Source organism: Butyrivibrio fibrisolvens, from assembly GCF_023206215.1.
Classification (GTDB): Bacteria; Bacillota; Clostridia; order Lachnospirales; family Lachnospiraceae; genus Butyrivibrio; species Butyrivibrio fibrisolvens_C.
Genome location: NZ_CP065800.1, coordinates 1714972 through 1738204, shown reverse-complemented (window position 1 = coordinate 1738204; position 23233 = coordinate 1714972). Strand labels below are relative to the sequence as shown.

The following is a 23233-nucleotide window of genomic DNA, read 5'->3' as shown; positions in this document are numbered from 1 at the left end:
AGATTTTTATTAAATAATTCAGTTTTATAACTATATCAAGCTTACATCTCAGTTTTAGATTTTTCAATACAATTTCACTTTTATCTATATAGAAAACAAAGCCTTATTTTTGTGCAATTTTAGTGCTTGAAATCTATGTTTTTTTGTAAAAAAAATCTAAGTTCATGCAAACAGGTCGATTTAGGAAGTATCCTCCCTTAGACCTGCTTACATGTGTTTTTTACTTTTTTAGCCTGATAATGTTTAATGACCAGGGTTTTAGAGATATATCAAGACAATCCCCATTAACGCTAAGATCATATGTCCTTGGAAGTATTGTCTCAGGTACATTCACATTAGGAACATCCTCCTGGCCTTTATCAGCTTCCAGTACTATCACCTGTGCCTTGAGATACTTACAGATACTGCCATCTTCACAGGGACCGCTTCCTCCATGATCGAATGCTATATGCACGTCCCTAACTGTATCCGCAGGATTGACAAGCTTTAGATAGATATTCTCTGCATCTTTAGTTGCTGATGCAAATATATCCTTGTTATAACTTTCCAGCTTGTAGGCAATATCTCCAAGGACAGTGCCCACACCTTTACTGCCTGCTATCTCATATGAAGCCGTGATAGTTCTTCCATCATCGCCGCCATAATTAACTCTTACGACCACTTCGCATCCGGCTCCTACTATCTCCATATGACAAGCTCTAAGATTGCCTGCATATACACTTGATGAATAATCCCCAAGAGTATATCCCTCTATGCCATCCTTGTAGACTTTGAGGCCTGTACCATTGCCTGCATCTCCTACGCAGTACTTCATAAGACTCATTCTCGTAGGATCAAAGTCTCCGGGAGCTACTACAAGGCCGCATCCAACCTCTATTACAGCCATATCGTCAAGTTTTACTGCTCTTAATTCTATGCTGTAATCACTTAGATCCTCAGTATTTAAGCCAGTCTCAGCATCTGTAAAAACGAGATATTCAGTATCAGTACTTCCATCAAGTACAAGACCTTCGGGATATTCTTTGTGATAATAAACAGTTCCATCTATATTAGAAGTAACATTTATATTCAAAAACTTTACTCTTCCATTAGAAGCTGATATACAGAAACCTCCATGTGGCTTTAGTTCTGACATGTTACTTCCTGATAGCTTTTTTTCATCAAGTTTTAAAAGCTCTGTTCCAAGATTGGTCATGAAGAGTTTTTGCACAAAATATGTTGGAGTTCTATATACTCTCGTCTTGTCAAACCAGATGCAATCAGGAGTCCATCTATAAGTACCATCATTTGATATCTGATTAAAAAGAGGAGCCGTTGATGCCATCCTCACAACATCACTGTTTCTCTCATATCCAACCATTGTAGCCGCTTCTGCTATGGCGCCCTTAAGGGTATTCTTATCAACAGATGCATACTCGCCTACAAAGACTTTGGGAGACTTTGCTTCATCTATAACCTTGTGCCCGTTTTCATCAAGTTTGTAGGCTCTTTGGTAATAGTTGTATCTATCAACATTTTCAAGAAGGTACTCATTGGACCTGTAATAATGCTCATCGACGATGGTATCAAGGTAGTCGCCCTTATACTTGTACCAGTCAATCTTCTCTTCAAAAGACTTCTCACCATCTGTAAACATATATGAAGATACGCCCTTATGCCTGCCGCACAAAAACTGCCATCCTATCTTGTAGGCATCATCATCAGCCTGTGCTCCTGCAGTAGATACTATTGTCATGGGATATCCAGGATAATACTCATCCAGATGTTCTTTTATCTTATGGTAAAAAATTTCGAAGTTAGCAAAAAACTCATCGCCCCAGTTCTCATTACCAACGCCAAGATAGTGAAGGCCAAATGGCTGTTCATGGCCCATCTTTTTCCTAATATCTGCCCATTTATTGTTTTCAAAGTCAGTACTTATAGCAAAATCAATAAGATCTGTAAAATTAGCTATATACTTATCTCTAAGCTTGCCACCTGCAGGATTTACATAATCGCTTCTGGCCTGACACAAAACTCCGCAGGCCATAACAGGAAGAGGCTCAGCGCCTAAGTCTTCTGCCATTTGGAAATATTCCATATAGCCAAGTCCCATGGTCATGTTGTAACCCCAGACATTGACATTCTCTTTTCTTATGGCAATATCTCCAATAGAATCCTTCCAGTCATAGACATTGTCCCAGGTGTATGAGCCCTCTGATATACAACCTCCCGGGAATCTTATAAATGAAGGATGCATATCTGCAAGGCTCTTCATGATATCCCGTCTTAAGCGGTAATTGGGATTGCCATTAAAGTTATCATGAGCACTTACTGAGTCAGGCTCCGCTGCAGCTCCCCATACATTCTCAGGAACAAGAGATACCATATCTACGCAGCAGCCCTTGCTGATCCTTAATACAAGCTGTCCCATGAATGTGGGACTCTTCGATGTAGTATCAGCAATACCTTTATATGATATTTGTATCTTTCTGGTATATTTATCCCAAGTTCCTCCTGCCGGGATATCTATAATTACAGCCGTAGATACATCTCTTCCCTTATCATCCTGAAGTACCACTTCTATGGCTGCACTATTCTCAGACTTGGCATATATAGAGAACTGATATATGCCTTTATCTTCAAATGCCATCGCATGCTCATGATTCTCGCTGCAATAGCCTCTGTTGATAATAGCGGCATCTTCTAACGCCCTAATATAATGCGGATTATTATCATTGCTATATCCAAGGAAGCTGCTAACACCGCCTTTATCCAAAACTTCTACCTTATCAGTATCTCCAAACCAGTATTCAAGTGGTTTATAAGTTCTTCCACCTGACAGGCCGTTCTCAGTACTTGATGCATTATAGTTATTGAACGCAAAATTCTCGAAGCTTCTGTTTTGGACAAGTTCTGCATAGATTCCACCATCTGCACTGTGATTGATATCTTCAAAGAACAGACCGAACAAGGTTCTGCTTATATCAAGCACCTTTTCATCTGTATGAACTACAAATTCATACGGAGCTGTACCTCTTGGAACAGCCACAGATCTAAAGCTTCTTGATATTCTCTCATCCCCTCTTGATAAAACAGCTGTAACATCAAGTCTTACAGGCTTATCTATAGACTTAAGATTTCCACAATCATCTATGATCCCTTGTGGCTTAATATCCCATCTTACTGATACCTTGTCCTGCATCAAAGATGGCTGGAGACTTATATGATCTGTTATCATATCTGCCGGTTTTTTCAAGAACTTATCTATTGCTATATCCAGAATCTTCTGGTCACTTAGCCTCTGGCACAGAAGATCTATAACCTCTTCCTGAGATAAGGACTTATTGTAGATCCTAAGATCAGATATGGCGCCTTCATAATATGGATCAACTTCAAATTGGGATCTTCCAATATAGTTATGATCAAGCCTTCCTTCTGAAAGCATATCCATAAAACTTCTAAACTTCTTATAATTGCCACTTGATGTCTGACTTATGATCCCGTCTGCCGTAAGCTCACCATTAACATATAGCCTTGGACCAGCACTTGAAGCTGTTCCGTTTTGTGTCGGAGTAATACTCATAACGACATGAGTCCACTCACCACTTGGTGCCTGTTTTCCTGCATCAGCAGGAAGATCAGAATCCGCATAGCATATGCCTCTAAGAGATCTGGTGAGGAACAGATACGGTCCCTTGTCGCTATGCCCGAAATCAAACACTCTCTCCCATCCGGCAGCCTTGCCACCAGGTTTTATCCATGCTGATATCGATAGACCTGTCATATCATCGGCTTTAGATAGAAGATCTTGTGGAAGTTCTAAATATGACGAGCCCTTCCCTTCTCCTCCTTGGAATACTGCTCCCATAAATCCACATACCTTGCTAATATACGGTACATTATCCCCGCACAGCTTTGCATGCTGACCATGTCCGGAAGCATCCTTGCCGGGATCATCTGCATCGTCAAATGGATACCAGGCTATCAGATTGCTATATTCTTCCTCTTTCATATGCTTATATATACCTTTGTCCATACTTTCTCCCATAAAGATCAGATTGTGTTGTCAAAAGAAAATACAGGTGCTCCGTCATCACCCCACTTTATAGGCATCAGCATAGCGTGGCGATTGGGATTGTACAAAGGATCTCCTGTTATTTCAGATTCTGTGCGGGCATGATATACCATGATATCGTTGCCATCTTCATCTACTGTGAATGAGTTATGACCAGGGCCATATATCCCCCTTGACGCATCAGACTTAAGGACAGGATATCTGGACTTATCCCAGGATCTTGGATCCAGAAGGTCACTATCTTCATCAGCTGTAAGCATACCTATGCAATAGGCTGTTCCTGTCTCACTTGATGAAAATGTCAGGAACAATCGTCCATTTCTCTTGATAACAGCAGGTCCCTCATCAACCCAGAATCCCACTCTCTCCCAGTCATAATCAGGTGTTGTCAGAAGCACCTGAACAGTCTTAAGTGTGTATGGATTCTCAAGCTGTGCTATATACAGATTCGATATCTGCTTGCCAACTCCAACCTTCTCAGCCCAGACATAGTACCAGCTTCCTTTGTTCTCAAAAACAGTTCCATCAAGGGAAAATGCCTTAAATGAGAACTCATCATCCTTGGCAGCTCTTGGTATACCTTTCTCTACCCACTTGTCATTAATAGGATCCGGCCCCTGACATTCAAGAACATAGGGTCGAAGATGCCATTTATCCTCAGCATCGCCTGCTCCAAAGTAGATGTACCACTTGCCCATGACATAATGAAGTTCAGGTGCCCAGATATGATCACCCATAGGTCCGCTCTCATGCTTAGTCCAAATAGTAACTTCATCGGCGTCTTTTAGACCTTGCAATGTTCTCGATCTTCGGAGTGCAATCCTGTCATATGTAGGAATTGAAGCTGTGAAATAGTACCAACCATCATCTCCCTTGATCACATAAGGATCTGCCCTTTGAAGTATCCAGGGTTCATTAAATTTAAGTTCTGTCTCTTTCATGCTCATGCTCCTTACTATTACAATAGTTTTCGACTATTTTTGGGGTTGTGTAGACGATGCAGTATCACCAAAAAGTTTTAGTTAAATCTAATCTGTATTATTGATTGTTTTGAAAAAGAGATTAGTATTTTGTACTTCTTAAGTGTTTCTTCAATATTTGCTTGTGAAGCTCAGCGAATTGTACTTTTGGTCTCAAAGCTTTTGTGTAGCATAAATTACTTTACTATTTTCTAAATTATATTTACCCAAACCGTTTTTGGCAAGCCCTTTTTCATGAGTTTGCTCTAAAAATCACTCTATTTTTACATTTTTATCAATTATCACCAAATTACTTTAGCAAAAACTGTAACTATTTTATTCATGCATTTCAATTTAAAGTCAAAAAAAGGCCAGCCATTTCACTATCTAGTGAAACGCTGACCTTCTTTGCCGGCAAAGACAAAACTAAAAACCAAAGCTTACCACTTTTTTGGAGAGATACCAATCCGTCCAAGCGGTAAGCTTTATCTATTAAATATTATATTCAAAATTGGTAATAGCAATAATATCATTTTTTCCGCGAGGCCTATATGTACCTCCGGAAGCTTCACGCCATCAAACGTTGATTTCTGCCGTGAGGCCGAGTTCATCCTTATTGGCATCAAGGATAGGTGTAACTACCTCTGCAAGGAACTTCTCAACCTGATGAGCGCTGCAACCCACGTACTTGGAAGGATCCATGGATTTCTGAAGATCCTCAAGTGACATATGGAATGCAGGATCGGCAGCGATAAGTTCAAGGAGGTTATTGTCCTTACCTTCAACTTTGACATTCTTGCCGGCTTCCATAGAAAGCTCTCTGATCCTCTCATGAAGCTCCTGGCGGTCTCCACCTGCCTTAACAGCATCCATCATGATATTCTCAGTAGCCATGAATGGAAGCTCTGACATAAGGCGCTTCTCAATAACCTTAGGATATACCACAAGGCCGTCTACAACGTTGAGACACAGATCCAGGATACCGTCTGTTGCAAGGAATCCCTCAGGAACAGAAAGTCTCTTATTGGCAGAATCGTCAAGTGTACGCTCAAACCACTGAGATACCTCTGTGATTGCAGGGTTAAGAGTATCTACCATGACATATCTTGCAAGAGAGCAGATACGCTCTGATCTCATAGGATTGCGCTTATAAGCCATAGCTGATGATCCGATCTGACTCTTCTCGAAAGGCTCTTCTACTTCCTTAAGGTGCTGAAGAAGTCTTATATCCTGTGCCATCTTAGTAGCAGACTCAGCGATACCTGCAAGGACGTTCACAACCTTGACATCGATCTTACGTGTATAGGTCTGACCTGAAACTGATACCCACTTATCAAAGCCCATCTTCTCAGCGATCATGGGATCAAGCTTATCAACTTTAGAAAGGTCTCCTTCAAAAAGTTCAAGGAAAGATGCCTGTGTACCTGTAGTACCTTTGCATCCAAGGAGTCTCATATTATCGAGAACATAATCAAGATCTTCAAGATCATATGTAAAGTCCTGAAGCCACAGACAAGCTCTCTTACCTACTGTAGTAGGCTGAGCAGGCTGGAAATGTGTGAATCCAAGTGTAGGAAGGCTCTTATATTTATCAGCGAACTTAGACAGTTCTGCAATCACATTAACAAGCTTCTTACGAACAAGCTTTAAGCCTTCTGTCATTATGATAATGTCAGTGTTGTCACCAACGTAGCATGATGTAGCGCCAAGGTGGATTATAGGTTTAGCCTTAGGGCACTGAACACCAAAAGCATATACATGGCTCATAACATCATGACGAACTTCTTTCTCACGAGCCTTGGCAACATCATAATTGATGTCATCCACATGCTCTTTCATCTCATCTATCTGTTCCTGAGTAATACCAAGTCCCAGTTCTTTCTCTGTTTCTGCAAGTGCGATCCAGAGCCTTCTCCAGGTTCTGAACTTCTTATCCTGTGAAAAAATATACTGCATCTGAGGGCTTGCATAACGCTCAGATAATGGACTGGAATAACGATCCGTACTCATAACATCCTCCTGACCTTTGCTATAGATATACAAACTGATTCTATTTGGCATATGCTTAAGACTAGTGCACTTTCTTTGTCACATCCTAATGCAATCGCCTTTACATTTATAGCAAATCTCAAAGAGATAATCAAGCATTTTTGAACAGTTGTTCAAATTTTTATTTATCCAAAGGCTTCCCACTTGTAAAATGTACACCGCCCATTACGGATCAACTTGCAATGGGCGGTGTACATTTTCCTACAGCTCCACTCCCTGGAATCTTGCTACCTGGTCAAGGATTTCGCTAGCATAGCGCGGATAGGTACGCGCCAGATCTTCTATCTCTTTCCTGGCTCCGCCTATGACCATCTCTCTGTTATAATCCATACGTTTTCTAAGGGACTGTCGTTGAACGATAAGATTATGGCGCACCTCCACTTCCTCATTATGATTAATGAGTGCCTCAGGCTGGTGAAGCCATATTTCAGGTGTGCGTATCTGAGAATTCCTAAGAGCACGAAGGAGCTCTCTTTGGTCATCAGCAAGTTCTTTTTCCGCTTCTTCAAACTGAATGCGCTGAGCTCTTTCTTCATGATACCTCTCTATCATGGACTGAAGCTGAGAACTTGATTCGACACCATATTTTAGATACATATAATCAAGGAGATTAAGGTTATTAACATATCTTACCTTAACTGTATTCTGAAGCTGTATGAGCCTTGCCTTGGCAGCTCTTACAGCCTTCCTTTCCTGCATGCAGGATCCGTGCCTCATATATAGGCCTACTATGGATAGGGCAGCCACTAGTATTACCAGCATATATGCAAGTGTCACATCAAGTCTCATAACCGTCTGTAACGATACAAGAACTATCAAGATAACCAAAAGTGCCACTACTGTAAATATAGAAAGATTTCTATTAGTATTAAGCGCTTTATCCGCCTCTATCTTCCTAAGGTCATAGGCCTGACGCTCATTATCAAGCCTGATAAGGTCTTTCCTTATCTTCCTGTGATAATCCTCAGACTCTTTCATCTTCTTTATTATCTCATCTTCCTGACCCTGGAGCTTTTCTACATGCTCGTATTCTTTGTCAGTCATCTTGCCCTGACGTTTTAGATATTTCTGGCGCTGCTCTTCATTATCATAGATCTTTTTGGCATAATCGTTGATAATGGCACGCTCTTCTTTGGGAAGCTCATTTATAAGCTCCATATCATGAAGATAACCGGTTACTGTCCTATACTCATATTGAAGTGCTTCTATCTGACGAGTACCTTCTTCCATCTGTGTCAGACAGCTTTGAACATAGCCTCTTCTCGAAGCGGCATCATCGATATTGACGCCTTCTCTAGAATAGACTACCTTCTCCCAATCTCCTACATGATGCCTTTCACGACCTTGGCTTTTGGAAGGCTTCTCATCATCAGATTCTTCAAAGTCACCTTCATTATCTGCAAAGCCGGATAGTTCAAGGTCTTCATCATCTTTTTTTCTTCGAAACAAGTCCAGGATTCCCATAATTCAACCTCATATCGCGAGTGAAACGAGTGACTAATGGTTCGATATTGGTGTCGCTCGCGACACCAATTCGGGTTTGAAAGCGTTCCACTTTCAAACTTGTACTCATTCCTTTCCCAAAGAAAAGATAAACTTCAGCTACACATACCTCTATATTCTTCTTTCATATTTCTTATTATTTCATTCATCCCGTCTTTATAAGCAGTCAGATTACCTTCTGCTTTGTACACAGACAATGTAGCAAGCTGATGCTTGTCTTCGCCTGCATCATATATAAGTCCTGCATCGCTCATCTTCTTTTCAAGTTCCATCGAAAGAAGATATGCATCCTTATTGTCGGCCATATAATCAATATACTGCTTCTCTGTCATGCATATTCTTACAGCATACATATAGGACATTAGTGCACTCTTGGTATGAGCTATATCATATTCTTTCCTGAAGCGCTCTGCGGCCTCCATAAAGTAGAACTTTCTGGCAAGGATAACGCCCTGATTGTGATATACAACAGCAAGTTCATTAAGAGCACCATCCGGAAGACTGTCTTCAAGATATCTGTACTCTTCTTCTGCACTTGAGAGCTTGCCCTGATCCAGATACATACGGGCTTTATTAAGCTTTTTGTCAAACTGATCCATGTGAGAGCTTTGTTCCAGTAAGGATCTGACTTCTCTCATCTCCTTCTCTGTATTGTAGCCAACGTAGCCCAGGATCGTCATGACTATCTCAAAAAGACCTGCCTTACCGTTTTTGAGATTTATAAGCATATCTGAAAGAGGATTAAGATGAAGGCGGTCCCTTATCCATTCTATAAGATTATCATCGAAGTCTTCCTCTTCCAGCAAAAAAGCATTCTGGGTAATGATGTAGCACAGCTCTTCTATGCTATAAAGCTGCGTATCAAAGTGCTTCATATAATACGGTGTATCTGATCTGGCACCGACACACATTTTGACATTGCTCATACTAACTCCACCAATATCTCAAATATTTTATATCTCAAATATTTTTAGATAATATTCTCTATTTCTATATTTCTCTTACATGGAACATCAAGGCTCCATGTAATTCCACTTGCAGGGAATATCTCTCCAAATCCCTGATCCTCAACATATACTGTCAGTATCTCTTCGGATTTCATTTTTAGATCTATCCTTAGCCTTGTAGTTCTCTCAGGCCGCTGGGGCAGTTCTTTTAGTTCCAAAAGCTCTTCGTGCTGCGTTCCTTCTATGACTGATGTCATGATCAGCTTAAGTTCAGGTTTCTTGTCCAGTATCACACTTATGGAAGCTGCGGCATCATACCAGGATATTCCTGCATCCAAAAGGGCATGGTATACCTCTTTGCCGGACTTATCAACAAGCATTCCGACATTATAGAACAGCTTGTCTTTCCTAAGAAATACGTAGTCAGAAGCAAAACTACTGGGACTTATCTTCTCCCTTGCAGCTATACTCGCACCTTTGGAAAAAAGATTATTGCCTAGAAAAACCCTTCTGCCGGTACATAAGAATTTAAGACTCTTATGCATCCATTGTGACCTGAAGCCGTTACCAAGAAGATATACGGAATTAACGACCGTATTCTCCATCAGATGACGAAGGATGAATGAAAGCTGCTCATCCATCATATCAATCTTCTCCTGCGAAGTGGGAAGCTCCGGATCAGCCAGAGCCAGATCATCATAATACGAAGTATCTACGCAGGATACGATAGGACTAAGTCCCCTGTTATAACGAAGCATATATACATACATCCTGCCAAAGTCATAACTTACAGCTACAACGTTCTGTCTCTTCAGATCCTCTGTCTGATACAGCATATAATAATATAAACTTTCTTCATAACTTTGGTAGAAGATATCGCAGCTATCAAGACCCAGATTCTCTACTACCGCAGATAAGGCTTCTATCATCTTGTCATCAAGATCTCTTGCTGTAAAAACAATTGCCTTGACAAGCTCCATGGACATCTCCATGGACAAAAGTGACAGACTCTTTTTGATAAAAAGAGAAAGAAGAGCTACCGGATTATACTCGGTACCATCAACTTCTATCATGTCCATCTTGCCGGCCTTCTCAATAAGTCCTCTTATCTCAATATCACCATTTTCTTCGATTCTCTTTTGAGCTTCCTTGCCATAATACCAGTTGGAAGTTCCTTTTTCTTTGGAGAGAACTGTAGGAATATTATAAAGTTCAGCTCCTGCCAAAACAGACAAAGTCTGTGGCATATCACTGTCAGATGACAGATAAGAGATCTGACAGAAGGAATCGGACAGATCATATCCTAGTACATAGCTTTTGGATTTTTTGGTATCAAATATCATACAGGTTTAAAAAACTCCTCCACAAGGAATTTATTCTTAAAATATTCTGATGCGAGCTTGAACTGCGCTCTGTCATCATTTAGTGCTTCAGACATCATCATGTCATTGATAAGGCCATACATACCCTGCCTAAGACCTGCAGTAAAATTCTCATCTGTAACAGACAAAACGCCGCTTTCTGTAAGCTTTTGCGGCTTAACATGTCCATTTTCATCAAGTCTTTCTTCGGGTTCTTCTGTAATATAATACTGAATCTGCTCACCGTAGAAGACTATAAAGCTTGTAGCATAGATTCCATCATACATCTGCCTTAGATCACAGACCTGATACTCACCGGTATCATCTGTATTCTCATCTGTAATAAGAAGGTAGTGCACCTTGCATCTGATGTTCGGTCTTGTATGGTATTCAAGAATAGTCCTATCCGCAAATGAATACATCATAGATGACAATGTAGCATAGTTCTTAAAGAATCCGAAATACAGATCCTGAGACATAAGATCTTTGAGGAAAGCTTTACATATCTCATTATTCCTTGTGATCCCGTTATCTTTTTTGTAGGATTCAAGATTTTTGACTACAACTTCTCTTTCGATAGGATCGGCATAAGCATAAAACTTAAGATAAGCCATCTTGGTAACAAGAGGAAGCAAAGCCCCGCTTTTATACAGCGCCTCTATACGGCTGTAAATGTAAGGCTCTGTAACCTTGTCTCTTACCATATAGTCATAACAGCACTGTGACAGATATGCTATCTCAAGATCAGGATAAGCGCCTGTTCTAACATAGTTCTTATAAAGCTCCACATGATCGCCCAGATAAGAACCTGTATATAGCATCTGCTCAAGGATTCTCTCCATAAGGTCTCTGTTCTCCATGCCATAGGATTCAGACGCTTTGAACAGATCTCTCATCTCCCTTATAGTCCCCTTAAAACAGTTACACAAGAACAAAAGGGTAGGTTCATCATACTTGCCCTGCTGGAATGCATACCATGCAATCTCGCTAAGAACCATGTCACCATAGTCTCTTTGATAATCAAAGGCTCTTCCACACAGGCGCATTATGATCTTAGGATCTATGTTATAACAGCCGTAGCGCCTTAGCCACTTTATAGCCTTTTCAAACATGCCTGTGAGTACCATGAGCTCCAGCATCTCACCGCGCTGCCTTTGTGTAAGTTTCTCGGGCTCTATTATGTTAAGATATTCCGACAACTGTCTCATAAAATCATTCTCATAATAAAATCTTATAAGATCTGATCTTATCTGCGCACGGACATCTTCTCTTATTACATCTGAATCCGCAAGATCTCTGTATCTTGAAGCATTCTCAAGCGTTATGGTATATGCGCTTCTTCCAAGCTCGCACAGGAACTGATCAAGGTTCTCAGTTCCGCTTTGAATATAAGGTGTTGTAAGAGATATAAGATCTCTTGGATTCATAAGCTTGGTAATAGTATACGGCGCAGAAGCTGCATGGCGGTCTCCGTTGGCATCAGCAAGAAGTATCGTATACTCGCTTCCGTATAAAGGAAGGTCACATATTCTGCCTACAACATCATAATGCATCTGGCTTCGACACTTATCATATATTACTATTACTTCACGTATATCAGGATCTTCTACAACTATTCTGCAGGTATACAGGATAGCAAGGAATTTCTGTGCATTCTGAGCATCTATCATCTGGGCAGTCACTACATGCTCATACAACCAGCCAAGAGCCGGACTTATATGCTTTTTCTCAATCTCTCCCACAAGGAACTTCTCTATCTGGAACCTGTAAGATTCATAGAGCTCCGGATAATCATCCTTATGCTCATATATATATCTGTACAAAAGTGCATTCTTGTCCCAGGGAAGACTACTCTGATAGGAAAAATACATAAGGACAACCCTTGGTATATCTTCTATAGCTCTTCCTTCCTCGTCTTCAGGCAGGGACATCATATAATATTCGTATAGTCTTGTGAGACGAAGCTGCTTGAGTGCACCTTTTCTATACCATGTATAGCTCTCCTTATCGCACCTTTCACCTTTCATCAAAAGAGAGCATAGTGAAAGCAGCGCGTCATCACTCTCCTGACTCTGGTAACATGCCTTCAGAATCTTAACAAGACGCTTATCATAGCTTCTTGCATTGCCGGACAGATATATAACCTGCTCCATTACAGGTATAGTAAGTATGCCCTGATCTGCCGCAAACTCAAGAACAGATATAGTAAAATCATCTATTCTAAGGAAAAGATCCGGTTTGTTCTTAAGGATCGTAAAAGCGTCCATATACACAATAGGAGAGTTACATCCACGCTCATACTGACTTTGGAGAAGCATCCACTTATTCTGCGGATTAAGTGAATACTCATCAGATACATAACCTAGTATCCATGCGATACGCCAGTTATCCGGATGCCTTTTGAAAACCTCTTCTATAAGTTCTGTCGCTCTTTGTATATCAGATTCTTCTCTGCTTATAAGAGTCTGAAGATAGAGATAATAACAGTATGTCTGCTGTCCATATTCGTTGCCAAGGCGGGCCAGTCTGTCTATCTCCGGCATGATCTGCTCGAGTATATATTGTCCCTGACTAAGTCTTCCTGCCGTTATAAGAAAGTGAACACCGTACAGTTTGAACTCTATATCATCGGGATCCTCTGTGAACATGCGGCTTATAAGCTTGCCTGTATCAGCCATCCACTGCCTTGAGGATACACGTCTTCCTCTGAAAGCAAGATATGATCTTAAAAGTTCATGTGTAAGACGTTTTTTCCTTACATAAGAGCTGTGCTTTTCCTCATCAAAATCCACTGTAGATACAGTTACAGGGATCTTGATATGTGTATACTCATTATATATTTTTATACATCCAAAGTTTCGACCACCATGGAGAAACTGAGGATCTATCCTAAAATGAAGATAGGCTTTACTTCCAAGAAAATCATCATCTGTCAGGTAGTTCTTCTCACCATACAGGAAGTCTCCCTCAAAATCTACCTTAAGATGAGCATATCCCCATCCTCCCTTGGTTAGGACGATACTTCTGTCTGTGATCTGACTTGGAGCCTCTTCCTCAAAGCTTTGCACGTCACATTCAATGGTCACAGGGTGCTTTTTACTTATAGCAACAAGGAACTCATCCATGTTGTGCTGTGACATGTTCTCCTTGGCAAGTCCTCTGTAAAGGCTCTCGTACTGGGCATCATTGCCCTTAAAAATATAATGGAACTGATTAGAATAAAATAGATGAAGTGCCTCATCCCAATGCGTCCTTGCAAGATTAGCAAAATGAAACAGATTCCTGATATCTCCCAGGCTTGAAGATATCTTGGGCTGTTCTACCGTTACAGTAAAGGGAAGCATATACTCTCCCCTGTTAGAGATAATTCTAAAATAGCCTTTTATGACATCAGAACCAGTAAGGCCTTCTCCATGGAAACGATAAGAGATCTCGCTCTTTTCTCCTGAAAAGCTGTCAGTAAGAACCTCCATTCTGATCTCTGTAGAGGAAACTGTCCCTTCTGATAGCTTCTCTTTAGGGCCTGTAACAGTAAAAGATCCTTCTATCTCTTCTCCCTCATGTATGTTAAGTTCGAGATGCAGGAAAGAAAACGAAAGCTCACCTCTGTCATACTCAAACTGTCCTTTTAATATCCGGTCAATACATTCTTTCAAAAAAACGTCCCCCGCCTAAGCATTTAATATAATTATGATACCACAAAAATCCCCGAAATACATATTTCTACGTATTTTCGGGGATTTAATCATTTTATACTTTTAATATTAATTTTTCTCTTCAGTAAGAAGTACCATAATGTCGTTGGAACGGTTTATGAACTTTGTCATGTCATCACCACTAAGCGGAGCATTCTGGATTCTGGCAAGGTCATAGAGCTGTTCGCAGATCATCTTATTGTTCTTATCATCTTCATGCTCCATTACATACTTAACAAGTGCATGATTAGCATTAAGAACAAGTGTCTGACCTTCCTTGGACATATCAGGCATAGAACCCATTCCGTTAAGAGCGTACATCTTCATCATATCCTGCATACGACGACTCTCTTCAGATACTGTAAGGATCGCTGATACTTTCTTGTCCTTGATCTTCTGGATCTTGACTGTAAGAGTGTTGTTATCAACAGCCTTACGCATCTTGTCCTGAAGCTTAGTAGCAGCCTCTTCAAATTCCTTCTCTGCCTTCTTGGATGTCTTAGCTGTAAATGTATCAGTAAGATCAGCATCGATTCTCTGGAACTTGATGTTCTGATTCTTCTGCTCTATTGACTGCATGAAAGGTGTATCAATGTTGGAATTAAGAATGAAAGCAGTCATCTTGTGAGCCTTGAACATATTGATGTACTGGCTCTGCTGCTGTTCATCTGTTACGTAATAGATGGTGCGAGGCTCTTTTCCCTCTTTTTCCTCTTTTTTCTCTTCTTCCTTATCCTTGGAAGCATCATCTGCCTTGTTTTCAGCAGTTTCATCAACTACGTCAACATCAACCTTGTTACCATTTTCATCTACAGCGCCCTCTTTGGCAGCCTCTTCTTCTGCTTCCTTATTGATCTGAAGTGCTTCAGGAAGTGTAGAATACTTGCCATCAAGATCCTTTAAGAGGATATAATCATTGATCTTCTCTGCAAACTTCTCATCCTTGAGATAGCCATATTTGATGAAAGGAGCTATATCATCCCAATACTTGTCGTAGTTCTCTTTATCAGTCTTGCAAAGGCCTGAAAGCTTATCAGCAACCTTCTTACTGATATAATCAGAGATCTTCTTAACAAATCCGTCATTCTGAAGTGCTGATCTTGATACGTTAAGAGGAAGATCAGGACAATCGATAACACCCTTAAGAAGCATCAGATAATCCGGGATTACTTCCTTGATATTATCAGCGATGAATACCTGGTTGTTATAAAGCTTGATAACGCCTTCAATGGACTCGAACTCCATGTTAATCTTAGGAAAGTAAAGGATACCCTTTAAGTTAAATGGATAATCCATATTCAGGTGGATCCAGAACAGAGGCTCCTTGTAATCGTTGAATGTCTTTCTGTAGAATTCAAGATACTCATCCTTAGTACAGTCATTAGGAGTCTTGGTCCAAAGAGGATGTATATCATTAAGAAGCTGTGGACGACGACGGATCTTGAACTTCTTCTCTTCAGGCTCCTTGTTTTCTTCCTTCTTGTCATCAGAAGGCTTAGTCTCTTCCTTGACCTCTTCTATTACAACATCACTGTCAAGCTTCTCTGATTCTTTAACAATCTCTGTTCTGTCTTCTTCTGCCTTGGAAAGGTAGATTTCGTAAGGCATGAATGAACAATACTTCTGAATAACTTCTCTTGCCTTATATTCATTACAGAACTCAAGGCAGTCCTCAGAAAGGTGAAGTGTGATAGTAGTTCCTACACTAGTCTTATCACTGTCAGTCATCTCGAATTCAGATGAACCGTCACATGTCCAGTGAACTGCTGTGCTTCCTTCTTTATAGGAAAGAGTATCAATATCTACTCTCTCAGATACCATAAATGTAGAATAAAAACCAAGTCCGAAGTGACCGATGATCTGATCATCAGAAGCCTTGTCCTTGTACTTCTCAAGGAATGCTGTAGCTCCTGAGAATGCAACCTGGTTGATATACTCTTCGACTTCATCAGCTGTCATACCGATTCCGTTATCGGTAATTGTAACTGTCTTATCCTTGTCATTAAGAACAACATCTACTCTGGGTTTGAAGCCTTCAGGGAGTTCATAATCTCCCATAGCATCCATCTTTCTGACCTTTGTGATAGCGTCACAAGCATTGGAGATTACTTCACGATAGAAGATATCATGGTCTGAATACAGCCATTTCTTGATGATCGGGAACATGTTCTCCGAATTAATACTTAAATTACCCTTTCTCTGTGCCATTCCTGGTGCCTCCTGAAACAAAAAATTGATAGGCTCAAACTTCTCACAAGATACATAGTCATCCTTTCGGATTTGCTGGTGTTGACAGCGCCAGCAAATCCGAAAGTCAGAGTTATGTATATGCGAAGTTTGAGTTATTTTTAGCAGCGTTCCGCTAAGATGCGGAATGCTTTGCACTTTTATTTAGTTTACTTTGTAATATTAATTCTCGTATGACTAAAAGTCAATAAAAAATTAGCACTCAGATAGCGTGAGTGCTAACAAAAGGCATTGATTGCTGTATTTATGGGGATTTGGGGAGTTCTTAAACTTTTATAAACTGTCTGACACTGCAAACGTTTTGGAGATATTGCTTCGTCAAGGTGAGATGATTTAGTTATTTCCACTGAATTTGATCACTCTTTTTATGACTTTCCAGGGATAGAAGATAAACTCGGGGTATACCATCTTTTCAAATATGAAAGCGGTAAGTATAGAGCCTGCAGTTCCTGCTGTAAATCCAAGGAGCAGGTGTATCCATACTGACTTGACACCTGTAAATATAAGCAGTGTCCTGACGCTGGCTGCATATATCGTATGTAATAAATATATTGGGAAGGAATACTTTGCGATCAGGGTTACAAATCTGCTATAAAAGCCGCACGCCTCTATATATCTAAAAAGCATTGAAAGTCCCAGGCAGGCAAGCGTTCCAAGGATGATCGTAAAGATTGTGAATGTCGCTCTGTATCCATATGAATATAATGCACAGGACGTGCCTGTAAAGATGATAATAAGAACCAGTGATGCAAAAATAAGGCTTGCAGATTTTTTCAGATCTCCAAAGCCAAGATTACACATCAGCATACCAAGGACGAACCAAAAGCCGTACTGTGCCATAGAATATAAAGCAAAACTAAATACAAGTCTTCCTGATATCAGGTACAAGCCAAAGAATCCGACAGCAAGAGGTATAAGTATCTTATTGTTCTTGATATTTGGGATAAAGAGAAATAAAAAGAACAGGGTGTACAGATACCAATACTGAGCCAAAGCAGGCGATGTAAACAAAAAAGCTATCAGATGCCCTGTTCTTATATTAACAAGATCTATAAATCGGCTTTTTAAAAGCCAGGTAATAAGTGAGAAAGAAAAGTATGGGATACCAAGCGCCACAAGCTTATATCCTATGTAGTGCAGCCAGTCTCTAAGGCTCCCTGCCTTGTCTTTTTTCTCATGCAGATAACCACTGCACAGGAAAAACAGCTGTACATGAAACAGATATATAAACCAGAGAAAAAAGGCAAACTTTCCATTACGCACAAGTATCCCCGTGCGCTGAAGTCCCTGGAAGAGATGCCCCACAAGGATAAGAGTACATGCCAGAACTTTTATGCTGTCTATCCAGTTCTCTCTTTTGTCCATGTCGCCTAATCCTCAAAATACTTATTGTATATATCAAAAAGTTCTTAGTCGTAACTTCCGGATCATCGCATAAAGTGATACTATCCCACAAGGAGGAGTTGATCTCTTTGGTAAGTCCCTTGGCAAATTCATCATATTCTGTAGCAAAGGCTTCGCTTCTTCGCTCTTCTGCTATTCGGATCTTATTAAGCTCTGTCTCTTCCTTATCGAAGGTAGTAACACACTTTATAAGCATATAACCATCTTCTGTTTCTATTATATCCGAAATCTGATCCGTTGACAGATTAAAAGCTGCCGTCTCAAGACTTTCATCAACTTCGCCTTTACCAAAAGAAACGGTTCCTTCATCAGCTTCATTATAGGTTTCTACCATGCTTTCGAAGGATGCACCTTCATCAAGTGCTTTGACGATTTCTTCCATCTTTGCATAGACAGTTTTTTTCTCGCTGTCAGACATCGCGATGCGATTGCCGCTATCATCTACTGTATAAGTTTTTAATAGGATCTGCTGGACAGTCAGCGTTCTGGCCTCGTCATCGCTTACTTCAGGATTTATATCTCTTATCGTATATTTATATAACTTACCTGCAAGGGCCTGTTCTTCATAAAGATTTTGTATAGTATCTTTTGTAACATTGTCCATTGCCTTGATATCAGCTTCTGACAAAGATTCATAGTATTCATTTGCAGCATTTAGCGCAGCTTTCTGCTCAGACTCATCAAGCATGATCCCGTTGTGCTGAGCCAGAAGTACCATAGTCTTGATCTGAGCAAGGCGGGCAAGGCATGAAGACTTAAGGTTCTCAGAAAGTGAAGAGTCAGTCTCCCATATACCATCCCCCAGAGTACTCTGGTAGGAATTCTGCATATTCACAAGGTATACTTCCACTTCTGCAAGGCTGCAGGATATATCCTCTATACGGAATACCTCATCCTTGGAAAAGCCTGTAGTCAGAACTACACTGATACTGTCTTTGCCACCCTCAAAAGGGTTGGCACACCCTGAAAGAACAAGGCATGCCAGTATAGTTATCGCATATATTTTTATTCTTTTAGTATTAGATAAAATATTCTGCCACGAATTCATATGTTAAATTCTCATTATTCTTTTGCTGCAAGGATACTTCTAGCAACGCTTATACCGTTGGCACTGGCCTGCTGAAGTCCTCTTGTAACACCTGCTCCGTCACCAATTGCATGAAGTCCCTTGATGCTGGTCTCGAAATTCTTGTCAACGATTACCTTGTTGGAATAGAACTTAACTTCAACGCCGTACATAAGAGTCTCTTCGGATGCAATTCCGGGAGTTACCTTATCAAGTGCCTGGATCATCTCATCGAGGTCTACCATGATTCTGTGAGGGAATACAAGTGACAGATCGCCGGGAACCGCATCCTTGAGTGTAGGAATAAGGTTGTTCCTGCACAGACGCTCGTCTGTTGTACGTCTTCCTCGCTTAAAATCTCCATAAGTCTGAACAAGTATTTTGCCACCACAGAGCATATTAGAAAGCTGTGCGATCTGCTTACCATATTCAATAGGTGTATTGAAAGGCTTTGTAAAGTTCTTGGATACAAGAAGCGCAAAGTTAGTATTATTGGTCTTGTACTCCTTGGCCTTATATGCATGTCCGTTAACTACAGCAAGATTGTCATCATAGTATTCTGTAGCAACCTCTCCTGAAGGATTGGTACAGAATGTACGAACCTTATCATCAAATGTAGGAGTGTGATATATAAGCTTAGCTTCGTAAAGGTTCTCATTAAGAAACTGCATTACTTCATCACGAACCTCAACTCGTACACCTACATCTACTGTTCCCGGCTTTGTCTCAATTCCAACTTCATGACACAGGTCCTTGAACCAGTCAGCGCCGTCACGTCCAACTGCTATAACTACTCTGTCTGAATTAAAGGTTTCACCCTTTTCTGTAGTAACGCTTGTAACTCTGCCATTTTCAATACCAAGAGAAGCTACCGGGCTATTGAAGAGAAGATCAACTCCTGCTTCTTCAAGATGCTTTTGCAAAAGGCCATAGATCTTGTAGCCCTCTTCTGTACCAAGGTGACGAATAGGACACTCAACAAGCTTAAGGTTAGCATTGATAGCTTTTCTTCTGATCTCGCGGATCTCTTTGGCCTTGTCTACGCCATATACGCTCTTGTCTGCACCAAATTTAAGATATATCTCGTCAGACTCTTTGATAAGCTTGGTAGCTTCATCATAGCCCAGAATCTCAGGAAGGTTACCACCAACGTCAGGTGAAAGTGAGAGCTTACCATCCGAAAATGCTCCTGCTCCTGCAAAACCTGTTGTGATAGAGCAAGGCTGGCAATGAGCGCATACTCCTGTAACACGCTTAGGACACTGGCGCTTTTCAATGCTGCGTCCTTTCTCTATTAATAGAATCTTCATGTCAGGCTTTTTCTCTTTAAGCTCATAGGCACAGAAAATGCCTCCCGGGCCTGCTCCGACAATGATAACGTCATAATTTTTGTCCATAATAAAAATCTCCTCTGCCAAATAATGATATTAAGGCTTCCCCCATTAAGCCCATATCAGCATATCTAAAACATTGCCCAAATGCCGTTAATAAGCACTTCTATAATACCACAAATCAGTCTCTATGGGGACGTTTATAGCTTAAGGGCCAAGCAAATATAGTACAGTAACTGCCTGCTCATGTCAAAGGAGTTTTCACTTATTTTGAGATAAAATTTGCACGAAATTACTCAACCTTCCCAATTGGACGGTGCAGCATCATCAAAGTTTTAGTAAATCATACAAAGAAAAGAAATACATTAATTTTTATCAACCAAAGTGATTAAATTTATCACTATTATAATTAAATTATTGTGCTAAGATAAGTTTTATCAACTAAGCTATTATAAAAATAATATGTTGTTCCGATGTATGTATAAATAAGATCAAGAAATAAGACCTTAAACATTGTAAATTCAAGTTTTTTAGATATAACCGGATTATGGAGGAGCAGTACAATTATGAAGAATTATCAGAAGTACCAGAGACAGTATTTCATGCCACCGACATGCACCTACGATTGGGTCAAAAAGGACTATATAGATCATCCTCCAATCTGGTGCAGTGTGGATCTGCGAGATGGCAACCAGGCACTCATCGAGCCTATGAGCCTTGAAGAGAAGCTTGAGTTCTTTACTATGCTCGTAAAGCTTGGTTTTAAAGAGATAGAGATCGGATTCCCGGCTGCATCGGACACTGAGTTTGAATTCGCAAGAACTCTTATCGAGAAGAATATGATCCCTGATGATGTTACTATTCAGGTTCTCACACAAGCAAGAGAACATATCATCAAGAAGACTTTTGAAGCTGTAAAGGGAGCACCAAGAGCCATCATTCATCTCTACAACTCTACTTCTGTTGCCCAGCGCGAACAGGTTTTCCATAAGGACAAAGATGAGATCATGAAGATCGCCGTAGAAGGTGCCAAGCTTCTTGATAAGCTCACCAAAGAAACCGATGGCAACTTTTCTTTTGAATATTCACCTGAATCCTTCCCGGGAACTGAAGTTGACTACGCTGTTGATGTATGTAATGCAGTTCTTGATATATGGAAGCCGACTCCGGATCACAAAGTCATCATCAATATCCCAACTACAGTTGAGATCGCAATGCCTCATGTATTCGCAACTCAGGTGGAGTATATACACAAGAACCTCAAATACCGTGACAGCGTAACATTATCACTTCACCCTCACAATGACAGAGGAAGCGGCGTAAGTGATGCCGAGCTTGGAATGCTCGCAGGCGCAGACCGTATCGAAGGAACTCTCTTTGGTAACGGCGAGCGTACAGGCAATGTCGATATAGTCACTCTTGCTGTAAATATGTTCTCACATGGCATCGATCCTGAACTTGACTTCTCCAACATTCATGAAGTCGGCGAAGCGTACGAAAGGCTTACAGGAATGCATATCCACGAACGTACTCCCTATGCAGGAGCTCTTGTATTCACTGCATTCTCAGGTTCACATCAGGATGCTATCTCCAAGGGCTTCACATGGCACATGGAAGGCAAGGACGACGGATTCTGGACTGTACCTTATCTTCCTATCGATCCCAAGGATCTTGGAAGAAAGTACGAAGGCGATGTTATCAGGATCAACTCCCAGTCCGGTAAAGGCGGCGTAAGCTTCATATTAAAGACCAGATACGGACTTACTATTCCGAAAGAGATGCAGCCTGATGTCAGCTACACCATGAAGGGCATCTCAGACAGAGAGCATGCAGAGCTCACACCTGAGCGTATCAGAGATGAATTCGAAGCTAAGTATGTCAGAGGCGCAGGCGTATTCCAGATTCTGGAATGCCACTTCAAGCAGGGCGAAGGCATCCTTGCAGAGCTCACCATCCTCCACGGAGGCAAAGAGCACGTCATCGAAGCTTCCGGTAACGGTCGTCTTGACGCTGTAAGTAACGGACTCAAGCAGTATTTTGATATATCATATGAACTGTCCACCTATGAAGAACACGCGCTTTCCAAGGGTTCATCTTCCAAGGCTATCGCTTATGTTGGCATAACCAAGGACAACCAGACCTACTGGGGCGTAGGCAATGATGAAGATATCATCCGCTCTTCCATCAACGCTTTGTGTGTAGCTGTAAACCAGCTCGAACAGATCAAAGAGCTCCTTAGTAACAAGGACGAGCGTATCAACGCCATCATCAACTATATACAGGAGAACTTCCTTACAGTTACACTTGACGATCTCTCCCACAAGTTCTATCTCTCAAAGCCATATCTTTCCAAATACATCAAGGAAAAGAGCGGCAAGACTTTTGGTGAGAACTTAAAGCAGGTAAGACTTAAGAAAGCTTCTACACTTCTAAAGAACGGAAATATGAAAGTTGAACGAGTCGCAGAAGCATCCGGCTACCAGAACGTGGAACACTTCAACAGACTCTTTAAGAAAAAATACGGAATGACACCTGTACAGTATCGTACAAGTGCAAGAAACTAAATCAATCATGCCTCGTACTGCCACTGGCTGTATGAGGCATGATAAGCGTT

General features: G+C 40.8%; 12 protein-coding genes. 1 reads left to right on the top strand and 11 read right to left on the bottom strand.

The annotated features are described in order from the left end of the window. Positions 1-220: 220 nt before the first annotated feature. The 11 genes from I7804_RS07080 to I7804_RS07030 form a co-directional block, all read right to left on the bottom strand. Positions 221-4018, bottom strand: a complete 3798-nt coding sequence (locus I7804_RS07080) for an alpha-L-arabinofuranosidase C-terminal domain-containing protein (RefSeq protein ID WP_248405675.1) — start codon at positions 4016-4018, stop codon at positions 221-223. 17 nt (positions 4019-4035) lie between these two features. After that, entirely contained in the window at positions 4036-4998 is a 963-nt protein-coding gene (locus tag I7804_RS07075; protein WP_027206553.1) for a family 43 glycosylhydrolase, read from the bottom strand. 594 nt (positions 4999-5592) lie between these two features. Next, the gene (gene purB / locus I7804_RS07070; protein WP_022753656.1) at positions 5593-7026 is read right to left on the bottom strand and encodes an adenylosuccinate lyase; all 1434 of its coding nucleotides are present in this window, start codon (positions 7024-7026) and stop codon (positions 5593-5595) included. Positions 7027-7266: 240 nt separating this feature from the next. Further along, positions 7267-8529, bottom strand: coding sequence for a hypothetical protein (locus tag I7804_RS07065; RefSeq protein WP_248405673.1), 1263 nt, complete (start codon positions 8527-8529; stop codon positions 7267-7269). 134 nt (positions 8530-8663) lie between these two features. After that, positions 8664-9494 carry a hypothetical protein gene (locus tag I7804_RS07060; protein WP_022753658.1) on the bottom strand — a complete coding sequence of 277 codons (831 nt, stop codon included), beginning with the start codon at positions 9492-9494 and terminating at the stop codon, positions 8664-8666. Positions 9495-9538: 44 nt separating this feature from the next. Further along, positions 9539-10858, bottom strand: a complete 1320-nt coding sequence (locus tag I7804_RS07055) for a DUF5716 family protein (RefSeq protein ID WP_022753659.1) — start codon at positions 10856-10858, stop codon at positions 9539-9541. Continuing rightward, a complete protein-coding gene (locus I7804_RS07050) occupies positions 10855-14532 on the bottom strand; it encodes a DUF5717 family protein (protein WP_248405671.1) in 3678 nt (1225 codons plus the stop codon). The genes I7804_RS07055 and I7804_RS07050 overlap by 4 nt, the downstream gene beginning before the upstream one ends. Positions 14533-14640: 108 nt before the next feature. Further along, the gene (gene htpG / locus I7804_RS07045) at positions 14641-16779 is read right to left on the bottom strand and encodes a molecular chaperone HtpG (RefSeq protein WP_248405669.1); all 2139 of its coding nucleotides are present in this window, start codon (positions 16777-16779) and stop codon (positions 14641-14643) included. A gap of 372 nt (positions 16780-17151) precedes the next feature. Beyond that, the gene (locus I7804_RS07040; protein ID WP_248405668.1) at positions 17152-18183 is read right to left on the bottom strand and encodes an acyltransferase family protein; all 1032 of its coding nucleotides are present in this window, start codon (positions 18181-18183) and stop codon (positions 17152-17154) included. Continuing rightward, positions 18074-19270 (bottom strand): peptidylprolyl isomerase, encoded by a 1197-nt coding sequence (locus I7804_RS07035; RefSeq protein WP_248405666.1) that lies wholly within the window; start codon positions 19268-19270, stop codon positions 18074-18076. Before I7804_RS07035 ends, I7804_RS07040 begins: the two co-directional genes overlap by 110 nt. Before the next feature lie 14 nt (positions 19271-19284). Next, complete coding sequence (locus tag I7804_RS07030) at positions 19285-20685, bottom strand: NAD(P)/FAD-dependent oxidoreductase (RefSeq protein ID WP_027206547.1); 1401 nt, start codon at positions 20683-20685, stop codon at positions 19285-19287. Positions 20686-21185: 500 nt separating this feature from the next. On the opposite strand from I7804_RS07030, the gene I7804_RS07025 reads away from it, so the two are divergent. Then, entirely contained in the window at positions 21186-23183 is a 1998-nt protein-coding gene (locus tag I7804_RS07025; protein ID WP_248405664.1) for a 2-isopropylmalate synthase, read from the top strand. Positions 23184-23233: the final 50 nt, after the last annotated feature.